This is a genomic window from Vibrio sp. RE86 (assembly GCF_013114545.1).
GTDB lineage: Bacteria > Pseudomonadota > Gammaproteobacteria > Enterobacterales > Vibrionaceae > Vibrio.
Window position 1 is genome coordinate 130,542 of record NZ_VTXI01000003.1, and the last position, 12,673, is coordinate 143,214.

A 12,673-nucleotide genomic window follows, 5' to 3' on the forward strand; every position below is an offset into this window, starting at 1 on the left:
TTTAAAAGAATGAGTTAAGAAGCTACCCCCTCCGTTTTCCGCTCACTGCCATACTCTTATGGCACAGAGAATTGCTGAATTGGATGCCGAAGTCGCCCAACTAGAGACAACCAGCCAAAAACGGTGCTCTTAATCCATGGTGAACCCCAGACTAAGGGGCATTTGTCCGTCAGGTAAAAGAGTTACAGTACCAAGTCATCGACTGAGAAAACAACATCATAAAAGATTATCGCCAAGGTAAAAATTATTCGCCGACATTTCCTTTGAACTGCATATCTTTTGTTCGGTCGTGCCGTTATGCTTTCAACGTGTTTATAACTGGACCAATTAATGGACATTTTCATACTGGTGGGGCTTATCACCCTTAACGGCATTTTTGCCATGTCAGAACTTGCGCTTGTCGCTGCAAAGTCGAGTCGCCTAAAAAAACTCGCTGAAACCCAATCCTCAGCCAAGCTTGCTCTTGAGCTTAAAAATAATCCAACCCGCTTTTTATCTACGATCCAGATCGGTATTACTGCCATTGGTATCCTGAGTGGTATTTTTGGCGAAGCGACATTGTCAGCACCTTTTGCTGCGTGGCTTATCACCCAAGGTTTGGAACCAGAGCTCGCTGCGATTGTCGCAACGGCGAGTGTCGTCGTATTAATTACTTATTTTGCCATTGTGGTTGGTGAACTAGTACCGAAGCGATTTGCTCAGCGCAATGCAGAGCGTATTGCCGTCATTGTTGCCTACCCTATTCATTGGCTAGCGATGATTGCTTCGCCGTTTGTGGTGTTACTTAGCACGTCTACGGACGCATTACTTAAGCTGTTTCGCCAACATGGTGATGACAATGATCAGGTTACAGAGGAAGACATTTTCGCCGTGGTAACGGAAGGGTCTGAATCTGGCGCGATTGAGCCACAAGAACAAGAGATGATCCGCAATATTCTTTATCTCAATGATAGGCTCGTGACCTCTTTGATGACTCCACGTTGTGACATCGACTACTTGGATGTGGAGCTGCCAATAGAACAACTGCTTAAACATATTCGCCAGACTCAACATTCAGTATGGCCAGTGGTTCATGGTGGCCTAGACAACATCATTGGTACGATTTCGTCAAAGGTGTTACTTGATCAATATGATGAGCTTTCGATTGAGAAAGTTGTGCGATTAGCACGTAAGCCTCGTTACTTCCCTGAATCGATGAAAGGGCTGCCACTGCTTAATCAAATGCAAAAAAACAACTGTGAAATGGCATTTATCGTCGACGAATATGGCGATATTCAAGGACTGGTCACCCACTATGACATTCTCGAGTCCGTCGCAGGCGAACTGGGGCTTGCTCCTCAACACTCTTGGGCAAGACAACACCAAGATGGCAGTTGGTGGATGGATGCACTTATCCCTCTCAATGAGCTTAAAAAGCGCTTAGAGATAGGGATTGTTGATGGTGAAGAGATCGAAGGATTCCAGACGCTCAATGGCTACTTAACATGGAAGGCTGGCCGCGTTCTCCAACAAGGTGAATCTATCGTCTGTGGAGAGTGGCAATTCGAAGTATTAGCTGCAACTGCAAGTAGAATCGAACAGGTTAAAGTTTCGTCAATATCATCTGATTAGACCATTTAATGGCATAGCTTCATGTATACTTCGCCGCAGTTATAGCCACATGATTAAAAGTATGTTTCTTACACCTTATTTTTCACAAGATAACAACCAGTTCCAGTTCACCCGCCAGCAAGCAAGTCACTTTGCAAAAAAGGTAGCCGGTGACTACAACCCTATCCACGATGAAGATAACAAACGCTTCTGTGTGCCAGGTGATCTACTTTTTGCTGTTCTACTGAGCAAAGAAGGCATCAGCCAAAAAATGCGTTTTGACTTCTCGGGCATGGTGAACGATGGCGTATCCCTGTCTATCGAAAATAAGTGTGATAAAGAAAGCGCGTTGGTCGATGCAAACGCGAAAGAATACTTACACATGTCGCGCGAAGGTGAAGTCAGCCACAACCCAGAGTTTATTGAACACGTAGTAACAAGCTACGTTCAGTTCTCTGGAATGAACTTCCCTCATATCATGGTTCCACTAATGGAAGAGCAACAGATGATGATCAACTGTCAGCGACCATTAGTTATCTATGAAAGCATGGAAGTAGAATTCTCTCGCTTAGATTTGTCTCACCCAGAAGTGGCGTTTGCAGGCGCAACATTTGATGTAGAAGGTAAGCGCGGTGTGGTTACACTAAACTTCGACTTCAAAGAAGATGGTGAAATTGTCGGTAAAGGCATTAAGCGCATGGTCGCAAGTGGTCTAAAACCTTACGACCAAGCATCAGTAGACGATCTGGTAGAACGCTTTAATGCACGTAAAGAAGCTTTCTTAGCAGAATTCGCTGCTGCTGCATAAATGATAAAGGGCTACCACAAGGTAGCCCTTTTTCTTTCTGAATTCACCAACTCTGTTAGCCAGTTCAAAATCCCGCCTGCCTAATTGGCACTGACTCACACGCTGAGTTAGCCTACACACCTTCCAACAACACACAGAAGCTCATTCGTGAACCATTGCTACGCCGCTACGCTTATTCAATTTATCGAAACAGACACTGACGCTATCTCTGACCAATTCCCGCCTGAAGACAAGGTTGAGTGGCAGAAACAAATTGAACTGTTGAAGCTGCAATGTCAGCAATTGCCTCATTTAGCAGGCGACATAGTTTTGTCGTTTTCTTCACCTACATCAGAGCCCGCAATTAGCGCAATAGTCCTGTATCGTGGTTTAGTGTTCGTTCTCGGATTTGGCTTTGAAAGCCAAACCTACCAACCTGCTCAATTGGACGCTCTACACAACCAAGCGAGAATGCTCAAAGATCAACACATTGGAAGCCAAGCCAAATTTATTATTCCGGTAAGCATCGAAACACAAGCAGCCCCTCAAGGTGGCGCAATCCATGTTTCAGAAGATTTAGTCGCCGATACCATGTGCGATAATGGCGACCATTTGGCAGCACTGATTGAACACTTTGCTAACCAGTACAAAGACGATCAAATCATTCTTTCGGACTGGTTAGCCAGTGGCTTTCGGCCCCATTAATGCCCCTTTCAACGCGTCATCTTTTTTACAAACACCACGACAAAAAGTGCCATGGTAAAGCTGCCTAAGAAGGCCTCACAGGCAGCGATAAACCTCGCCACTCCAACGGGAGATATGTCTCCATAACCCAAAGTGGTAAAGGTCACGACACTAAAATAGAGCGAGTTAAAGAATTCTAAAACATAGAATTTCCACCCCGTCACCCCTTCATATATCGGGTGAGCCCCCGTGGTATCGAGAAAGAAATACGCCAACGCGCAAACCAAAATAAGGAAGATAGAGAACCCGACCACCCGAATTGGATCTTCTCCATAGCCACAAAACACATCCACCAGCTTGGAAACAATTCGCTTCAGACTGAAGAGTGGCATTTGATAACGACGAAAACGCATTTCTCGTTTAAAGAAGTCCCCCGCCATCTCAAACAGCCCTTGCTTCTCACACTGTTTGCGAATGTTTCTGCACACCTCTTCCGCCTCTTGGCAATACATCATGGACTCTTTTCTATCGCACCGTTTACGTGCTTTTTTAGCCGCCCGCTCCTGTTTTAGGTGAGATCCCCATTCGATGTTCTCCAGTTTGGCCCGTGAAAGTGAAGCACCCAGTAAATTGCAATTATCAAGTTTGGCACAATGTAAGTTTGCCCCAATTAGTTTGGCTTTCATCAATGAAGAGCCACGTAAATCTAAACCAAAGAAGTGAGCATCCGTTAAATTTGCTCGGTAGAAGTCTGCATCTCGACATGAATAACCCTCTTTACACCCTCGGTTAACCAAATCAATGTCTTCTAAGTCTGTTTTTGCCAACTGAAATCCGTCTAAAGGTTTACCTGCTGCGGCCCATTGCTCAACCTTGTCTTTTACATCATCTTTGCTTTTATCGATTTTTGGGTCGTGCCAGTAACAAAGTCCTGACTCGCCACACGGTTGATCGCAGCACCAGCCATCAGGGTTTTGATAGCTGCATCGGCCCTGGTGAGATTCCATAATGCGCTGCCCCTAAATACACTTGATGGTGAAACTCCTCATCAAGCTCACTACTAAGTGTAGTGGGTGCATATCAACCCGTCATCACTATTTACAAATCACTCATTATCAATTTGTTCTCGCAGCCATTTTTTAAAAAGACGGGTATAAGGTGTTTCACTATGAGTCAGCAGAAAATAACCTGCGTTCGCTAGGATGGCATCATAAGGCGCTACCAAAGTGCCTTTATCTAACTCATTAGTGAGTAGCGCTAGCCTTGCTAAAGCCACCCCAACCCCAGCTTCCGCAGCAGACATTGCCATATCGGTTCGATTGAAAAAGTGGCCGCGGTTTGTCTCAACATCCAATCCGTGACTGTCCGCCCAGAAGCGCCATTCATGGTCTTTATGAGCATTCTGCCAAGGCATCGCGTCGTGCAAAAATGTAACACTCGACCATTGGAATCGGCCTGCACTCTGGTGACGCTCTAAATAGTCAGGACTCATCACAGGAACAAGTGACTCTTCCAGTAAGAGCTCTGCATGTTTATGAGGGTAAGGGATGGGGCCATAATCGATAGCGATATCAAAATCTCGGTTTTCACTATCCACCAACGCCCCTTCAGCAAAGGTATGAACTTGTATGTCTGGGTATTGATTATGAAACTTCTCTAACCTCGGCACTAACCATTTAAACGCAAATGAAGGCGTCAGTTTTAGTCGGATCTGCTTTTGTTCAGAAACATTGGTTAGCTTAAACACATTGTCTTCAATCGCCGCTAAATGAGGCTCAGTGGCCTCAACCAATTTACGGCCTTGTTCTGTCAAACGTATCCCACGAGCATGACGTTCAAATACACTAAACCCTAAGCGATGTTCTATTTGCTGAAGCTGCTGACTAACCGCACCAACCGTTAAGTTTAAGGCTTTAGCAGCACTTGTTAGGCTTTGATACTTCGCCACTGTACAAACTAGATTAACCCCATGAAGCAATGTCGATTTCATAGCTACCTTTTAGAAATACTAAAACCTACTATCAATTCTTATCGATTGTTAAATGAATGTAAAACACGCAATGTAAGCAAAATTTCAAACTGTGAGAAGAGACTGTGAACGTTGTAGTGTTAGGAAGTGGCGTTGTGGGATTGACCAGTGCTTGGTATTTAAATCAAGCTGGCTATCAAGTGACAGTGATTGACCGACAAGATCGCTCTGCAGAAGAAACCAGTTTTGCCAATGCAGGACAAATATCTTATGGCTATTCTTCTCCTTGGGCCGCACCAGGTATCCCGACCAAAGCCATTAAGTGGTTGTTTGAGCAGCACGCTCCTCTCAAAATCCAACCGACTCTTAACCCTGAGCTAGTGAGTTGGGCTTCCAAGATGCTACTCAACTGCCAACTCGACAGATACAAAATAAACAAGTCGCGCATGTTAACCGTGGCGAATAGAAGCAGAGAGTGCTTAACCCAACTAAACAAGACCTACAATTTAGACTATCAGGGTCGACGCCAAGGTACGTTGCAGATCTTTCGCAAACCCTCTCAATTGCAAGCGGTTGAAAAAGACATCGCTCTATTAGAAGAGAGTGGAACACGCTATCAGCTGATGGACAAAGCAGCTTGTTTAGCTCAAGAGCCTGGGCTGGCCTCTATGCACGGTGCTCTGGTCGGTGGGCTCTATCTACCTGATGACGAGACAGGAGATTGCTACCTGTTTTGCCAACAGCTTCAGTCGATGGCTAAACAAGCTGGCGTCAAGTTCCTGTTCAATACTCAAATAAAAGAGTTGGTAACAAATGGAAGAAAAATAGATGCAGTTTGCACCGATCAGGGTGATATTGTCGCTGATCGTTATGTTGTGGCTTTAGGCAGCTACTCCAAGCAACTGCTCTCTCCACTTGGCATTGAGTTACCTATTTATCCTGTCAAAGGTTACTCTCTAACGCTTCCTGTCCTTGATGAGCAACATGCCCCTAACTCGACCATTATGGATGAGACTTATAAGGTCGCTGTTACCCGCTTTGACAATCGAATCCGAGTCGCAGGCACAGCAGAGTTAGCTGGTTTTGATCCTAACTTACCGCCTAAACGACTCGCCACCCTCAATCATGTTGTTAGCCAACTATTTCCTAACGGTATCGATTTAAAACAAGGTGAATATTGGAGTGGCTTTAGACCAATGACACCAGACGGTACGCCAATCATTGGCCGAACAGCACTAACAAACCTCTACACCAATACTGGTCATGGCACGCTCGGTTGGACAATGGCTTGTGGTTCAGCGGATATTCTCACCGAACTGATAAGCTCAGATGACGACCAGAGCTTTGCCGATCTTAGCTTCCAACGTTACGCTTAATTGTTACACTCAATTCGAACCACACAATCAACTTATATGAGTTTAATTTACAAAACATATAATTAGTTGATTATTGTTATTTTGATGAATACAAATCTCCCTTCAACCTCGTTATTCAACCGAATAACGAGGCAATTAATAAACCTCAAGCGAACAAACACTATCCATTAACATATTTTTAGCATTTTGTGCCTCGAGTCACGCAAACAAACTTCAACCAACAATTTAATTAACAAATCCGTTACAGAAAGGGTAATATCCTGCTCAGAAAACAACCATTACAAAACAAACAGGGAAACTACTTATGCAGTCAATTGTTGATTTTTTGAATGGAATCATCTGGAGTCCAGTATTAATTTACTTATGCTTGGGCGCAGGTCTGTTCTACTCAGTCATGACACGATTCGTTCAGATCCGTCACTTTAGTGAAATGTGGCGTCTACTTCTTTCAGGCAAAAGCTCATCGAAAGGGATCTCCTCTTTCCAAGCACTTGCCGTTTCACTTTCTGGCCGTGTCGGTACAGGTAACATCGCAGGTGTTGCAGCGGCGATCGGTTTCGGTGGTCCAGGTGCTGTATTCTGGATGTGGGTCGTTGCATTCTTCGGTGCGGCAACAGCATACGCAGAGTCAACGCTAGCGCAGATCTACAAAGAAGAAGATAACGGCGAATTCCGTGGCGGCCCTGCTTACTACATTGAAAAAGCAATGGGTCAAAAATGGTATGCGTGGATCTTTGCAATCGCAACAATCTTTGCATGTGGTTTCCTACTACCTGGCGTTCAGTCAAACAGTATCGGTAACGCAGTAGAAGCAGCGTTCGGTTCTGGCGCAATGATTGAAACAGCTATCGGCACATTCAGCTTCGCTAAGATCCTGACAGGTACTATCATCGCTGTGATTCTAGCGTTCATCATCTTCGGTGGCGTTAAGCGTATTGCAAACTTCACTCAAATCGTTGTTCCTTTCATGGCGCTTGCTTACATCGTGACAGCGTTCATTATCATCCTTCTAAACATCGGTGAAGTTCCACGCGTATTTGCAATGATCGTTGGCGATGCATTCACACCTATGGCTGGTGTTGGTGCTGCAATCGGTTGGGGTGTTAAACGTGGTGTTTACTCTAACGAAGCGGGTCAAGGTACTGGTCCTCACGCAGCGGCAGCAGCAAGTGTTGACCACCCTGCACAGCAAGGTCTAGTTCAGTCTTTCTCTATCTACATTGATACACTACTAGTATGTTCTGCAACGGCGTTTATGATCATCATTACAGGTGCATACAACGTTCACGGTGCAGAAGGCTTCCTAGTTCAGAACGTAGCAGCGGACATCGCAGCAAATGGTCCTGTATTTACTCAGATGGCAATCGATAGTGCATTACCAGGTATTGGTAAGCCGTTCATCGCAATCGCGCTATTCTTCTTTGCTTTCACAACGATTCTTGCGTACTACTACATCGCAGAGACAAATATTGCGTATATCCGTCGTACCTTCAAAGTTAACGGCTTAATGTTCATGCTAAAAGTCGCATTAATCGCAGTTGTGTTCTACGGTACAGTTAAGACAGCAAACCTTGCATGGGCAATGGGTGATGTGGGTGTTGGCCTAATGGCATGGCTAAACATTGTCGGCATCTTAATTATCTTCTTCATGTCGAAGCCAGCGCTAAAAGCACTACACGATTACGAAGAACAGCAAAAACAAGGTGTTACTGAGTACACATTTAACCCAGTAAAACTTGGTATTAAAGGCGCGGACTACTGGGAAGACAAATACCGTCGTAAGACAGGCAAAGAGCCTTCAGCAGAGGTAGAGTCAAAACCAGTTGAACAGCCTTCAACCTAATAGCGAAAAGCTATAGATAAAAAAGCAGTGGTAAGAAAAAGGGGTTAGCAAATGCTAACCCCTTTCGTATTAAGGTTCCCAAATATCAGCTGTCGTCACTTCAGGCGATCAGACAACTAAATTTAAATTCAATTAAGCCGCAACTTGTTCTAGTTCTACTTGAGCAGACTTCTTCTCACCAATCGGTAGGATTGTACGGCCGTATTCATTGTTCAGTACTTGAGCCATAGCGAAGTAAATTGCGCTCGCGCCACAGAAGATACCTTCAAAGCCAGCAATCGTGCCGATAAGTTCACTACCCGTGAAATCACGAGCCGCAAGTAGGAAGAACAGAATCGTTAGTGAGCCAAACACCACTTGTTTTGCCACTGGGTAGCACAGAGAACCAATAAACATGAAACCTGTGAATACGCCCCAAAGTAGCAGGTACCAACCCATAAAGCTTGCTGGGCTTGCTGGTAGACCCATGTAAGGCATAACGATAAGACCAACCAGTGTTAGCCAAAATAGGCCGTAAGAAGTGAACGCTGTCGTACCAAACGTATCACCACGTTTGAAACACATCATGCCAACTAGCACTTGGCTAAGACCACCATAAAAAATACCCATTGCTAGGATCATAGAGTCAATAGGGAAAAAACCTGCATTGTGGATGTTAAGCAGGATGGTTGTCATACCGAAACCCATTAGGCCCAGTGGAGCCGGGTTTGCCAGTTTTGTTGACATTTTGCGCACCTTTAAAAAAAGTTAATAAAATTTACGCGCAGATTTTAATCCTGTTCAACAAAAAAGATAGATCTTGGTTATGCAATCTAAGATTTCGAAAATCATCCTATCTTAGATAAAAAAACCGAGCACTTATCCCTCTAGGATTAGCACTCGGTTTACTTACCTCTACCACACTTAAAGCAGCTTAGTCGGTCTTACTACTGACAAGAGATTTCGTCCCAGAACCAATTTGATTGAGTCGGAGTATCCCATACACCTGGGCCATTTTTAGCGATAAAGCATTTACCAGCGTGCGTCACTTTATCTCCGTTAGCTACCTGACTGACACCCGCTTCCCATTGAATAAAGGTACCTGGAACTGGCTCTGGATCAGGCGTAGGTACTGGATCCGGTGTAGGAACGGGATCTGGCGTTGGATTCGGTGTTGGCTCTGGAGCAGGCTCAGTAGGCGTGCCTGATACCAATTCCCATGGACCACCAAGTGACGGATCATCACCTTGAGTCCACCACTTCGCTTGGTAAGTTGCACCTTGGTGAGTGACTTGGTCTCCTGTGTTATACACCTTATTTAGATCCCAATCGGTTCCTGTGCCAGGGCCTGTACCTGGGTCAACGGGATCCAACTTCTCAACAATACGAACTTCAGGCCAACTTGAATGCGAGCCATAGAAATTCGTCACACACTTCTCGTAATCTCCAGGAACAAGTGCGGAATAGGCTGTTTGGAAACCAACCAATTCACATTCAAATGAATAGCCGCCTGGACGGTCTGGGTAGTACTTCCAATTACCGTCCCAGTTGGTGTAAAGCACATCCGTTGCACCGTTAAGATTTAAGCCGCCGTAAGGCGTTTGTTGCCAACAGGTATTTTTTTCATCCGCTTCAATAGGGATTTGATAATGAGCCGACAGCCCTTCCCAATAACGAATACGATTGACTGGCTGACCTTTGGTCTTGTTTTGTTCGCCACACTCAATACCACCGTTAATGATGTTGATTGTGGTACCAAAACCATAACCAATACCCGCGTCAATTTCGCGTTGAGAAGGTGTCCATGTCTTATCAATCACATGGAGCATAGCTGGTTTTGGCGCTTGTGGTGTTAAGAAGAACCAAATAGCCGAAGCCAGATTGAGCCATGAATCCGCCACTAAGCCTGGGTTGTTGAGAAGCACAGAAGCGTCACCATCAAACATGACTTCTGAGAACGCGCCGTAGTTAAAGTGGTAAGAAAGCTGTTTCGCACCACGACCAAAATAGCCCTGCCCTGTGGCACACGGCCATTTTTTGTTTTGCCAATCATTCTGGCCACAACCCGTGGTATAACCCTCTTGTCCTTCAGACCAACCCATTTCACGAACATGCACTAAAGCTTGTTGCCACTCTTCAAGCGCAAGAGGGTTATCGGAAATATTATCCTTGGCGATGTGTCCACCTGTCTCTTGGGCGAAGTGAGCAAAGGCAGTAACGACAGAGCGTTTACAAATCGCATCAGAGTCACGGCCATCAGTGTACTCAGCACAGAAAGCAGGAAACTTACCGATCGCGCGTAAAAAACGAGTATAGGTGTACTCGGGCGCGGCCATACTAGTTAAAAAGTCCCACTCCGATCTTGGGAATACTCGCTCTGCCCTTTTTACGTTATCAGGGTTTGAAGCTAGTCCAGCGTCAATCGCTTCAACGACACTGTTCGGTGCTGTTCGTAACGCTTGAGACCAGATCTGGTACATTGGGTCGGCGGTTTTTTGGTTTTCGACTGTTTGAATATCCGCTCTAGACACAACATAACCTGTCGGGTTTTGTGGATCCGGCTGAATATTCATTGCCGCCCAGCTGGAGGATACCGCTGCCAGCGAAATTGCAGCAGCCAGGTAGCTAACCTTCTTCATGATACTGTTCCTTGTGTTAAATGCTGAAAAAAGGTTAGAAAAAGAAGAATAGATAATCACGATGAATAGTTCAGTGCTTTGTGAAGTTGCGAGCCATCTAAGGCTTACAACATAAGGCGTAAACAGCGGGAATTGAGAAAGTGTGTGGTCGTTCCAAAAAATAAGGGCGCTTAAATAAAAGCGCCCTTATATACAATCATTTTCATTAAAAATCAGTTAGTTGCATATTCACATTTCAGCTGACTAAGCTTGCTGCGACTGATAAAAACATACACAACAAGCTGGCAGACCAAAGCCCCAAGCAACACTATTGGGCTAGCAGCAAAGCCTGCAATAATAAAGCTAGCAAATGCGATTGCACCATTTAGAAGCGCATATGGAAGCTGAGTTTTAAAGTGTTCGTACTGGTTACACGCCGCGCCTGTAGAAGACAGAATCGTCGTCTCTGAGATTGGAGAGCAATGGTCGCCAAATAGGCCGCCTGAGAGCACAGCACCTATCGCAACCAATAATGGCGCATCAATAGCCACACTCGTTGGGATCACCAATGGCATCATAATGGCGAACGTTCCCCATGAAGATCCCGTCGCAAATGAGATAATGGCAGCCAGAAGGAAAGCTACAGCAGGGAGTAACCAAGCTGGGAATCCCGATTGTGCTTGTTCAGCAATGTAAGCCGCAGCGCCAAGTTCTTTACCCACTGAGCTAAGCGCCCACGCCAGTACAAGAATGACCGCAACCGACATCATGCCCGACATCCCTTTTAGATACACTTGAATACTATCGGCAATCTTTCTCACGCCATAAAACGCCATCAAGCTCACCAAGGTAAACGCCGCAAAAAGATACGCAGTCGACAGCGCAGCTCTAAAGGTTGAACCCGCCACTTTTTGGAAAGGGAAACCTTGAGGAATCAGCATAGAACAAAGCACCACAAGCATGACTAGCAGAGGTGCCCATACAAAAGAAGCCTTGGCATTTTGATGAGAAAACGCCTTATGCGTGTCCGCTTGATCGTGGATAGAAGTATTCCCCTGCTTAGCGTTCCATTCTGCCTGCGCCATTGGCCCAAAATCACATTTCAAAATCGAAATAATTGGCACAATCGCAATCGCTAAGAATGCATAGAACTGGTATGGAATCGCGCCAATAAACGCATCCCAATCAGTCATCGCAACATCGAGTTGAGAGAACTCTTTTTGAATCAAGCCCATGATATAGACGCCCCAGCCAATGAAAGGGATCAAAATGGCGACTGGAGATGAGGTTGAGTCAATAATGAACGCCAGTTTCTGGCGTGACAGCTTTAACTTGTCGAAGAGAGGGCGGAAAACCGGACCAACGATTAATGGCGTACCAAGGTCGGAGAAAAAGATCACAATACCGCCAAACCAAGCGGAAATTTGAGACTGTGACTTGTTTTTAACCCAAGTCGTTACACGCTCAGCAAAGGCAACACCGCCACCCGACTTTTCCATCAGCGCAACAAAACCACCAATGAAAACAAGCAGCAAAATGACACCTGCATTGTAGCTGTCCGTCAATTGAGGCAATAAATAGTTTTTCATCAGAGCGCCAAACGACTCAAGTGGGCCGCTTGCAACAAAGGTTTTCTCTAACATAGCCACACCTGTCATGACACCTGCGAAAAGGCCGACAACGACATTTCGAGTCGATAGTGCGAGAGTTAAAGTGACTATAACGGGGAGTAACGAGGTAAATTCAGCTTGTTCCATTAGCAAATACCAAACAACATAATTAGATATTAAAAGTGAATATACATTCAAAATATCGCATTGTATATGC

General features: G+C 45.2%; 10 protein-coding genes. 5 read left to right on the top strand and 5 right to left on the bottom strand.

Features of this window, described 5'->3' with window-relative positions:
* Positions 1–330 precede the first annotated feature (330 nt).
* The 3 genes from F0231_RS04620 to F0231_RS04630 all read left to right on the top strand — a co-directional run bounded on the left by F0231_RS04620 (position 331) and on the right by F0231_RS04630 (position 3,082).
* Positions 331–1,611 (top strand): hemolysin family protein, encoded by a 1,281-nt coding sequence (locus F0231_RS04620; RefSeq protein WP_171758548.1) that lies wholly within the window; start codon positions 331–333, stop codon positions 1,609–1,611.
* A 61-nt stretch (positions 1,612–1,672) separates the two neighbouring features.
* Positions 1,673–2,398 carry a DUF3581 domain-containing protein gene (locus F0231_RS04625; protein ID WP_171758549.1) on the top strand — a complete coding sequence of 242 codons (726 nt, stop codon included), beginning with the start codon at positions 1,673–1,675 and terminating at the stop codon, positions 2,396–2,398.
* A 147-nt stretch (positions 2,399–2,545) separates the two neighbouring features.
* Complete coding sequence (locus F0231_RS04630; protein ID WP_171758550.1) at positions 2,546–3,082, top strand: hypothetical protein; 537 nt, start codon at positions 2,546–2,548, stop codon at positions 3,080–3,082.
* Positions 3,083–3,090: 8 nt separating this feature from the next.
* On the opposite strand, the gene F0231_RS04635 is transcribed toward F0231_RS04630, so the two are convergent.
* Together F0231_RS04635 and F0231_RS04640 are read right to left on the bottom strand one after the other, a co-directional pair.
* A complete protein-coding gene (locus F0231_RS04635; RefSeq protein WP_171758551.1) occupies positions 3,091–4,068 on the bottom strand; it encodes a pentapeptide repeat-containing protein in 978 nt (325 codons plus the stop codon).
* Between the two features lie 98 nt (positions 4,069–4,166).
* Complete coding sequence (locus tag F0231_RS04640; protein ID WP_171758552.1) at positions 4,167–5,051, bottom strand: LysR substrate-binding domain-containing protein; 885 nt, start codon at positions 5,049–5,051, stop codon at positions 4,167–4,169.
* Positions 5,052–5,155: 104 nt separating this feature from the next.
* On the opposite strand from F0231_RS04640, the gene F0231_RS04645 reads away from it, so the two are divergent.
* Together F0231_RS04645 and F0231_RS04650 are read left to right on the top strand one after the other, a co-directional pair.
* Entirely contained in the window at positions 5,156–6,406 is a 1,251-nt protein-coding gene (locus tag F0231_RS04645; protein ID WP_171758553.1) for a D-amino acid dehydrogenase, read from the top strand.
* Positions 6,407–6,710: 304 nt separating this feature from the next.
* Positions 6,711–8,249: a sodium:alanine symporter family protein gene (locus F0231_RS04650; protein WP_171758554.1), complete on the top strand. Its 1,539-nt coding sequence runs from the start codon at positions 6,711–6,713 to the stop codon at positions 8,247–8,249.
* Between the two features lie 132 nt (positions 8,250–8,381).
* On the opposite strand, the gene F0231_RS04655 is transcribed toward F0231_RS04650, so the two are convergent.
* From F0231_RS04655 to F0231_RS04665, 3 genes are all read right to left on the bottom strand, one after another.
* Entirely contained in the window at positions 8,382–8,975 is a 594-nt protein-coding gene (locus F0231_RS04655) for an acetate uptake transporter (RefSeq protein ID WP_171758555.1), read from the bottom strand.
* 200 nt (positions 8,976–9,175) lie between these two features.
* Positions 9,176–10,867, bottom strand: a complete 1,692-nt coding sequence (locus F0231_RS04660; protein ID WP_171758556.1) for a chitinase — start codon at positions 10,865–10,867, stop codon at positions 9,176–9,178.
* Positions 10,868–11,079: 212 nt separating this feature from the next.
* Entirely contained in the window at positions 11,080–12,603 is a 1,524-nt protein-coding gene (locus tag F0231_RS04665; protein ID WP_171758557.1) for a Na+/H+ antiporter NhaC family protein, read from the bottom strand.
* Positions 12,604–12,673: the final 70 nt, after the last annotated feature.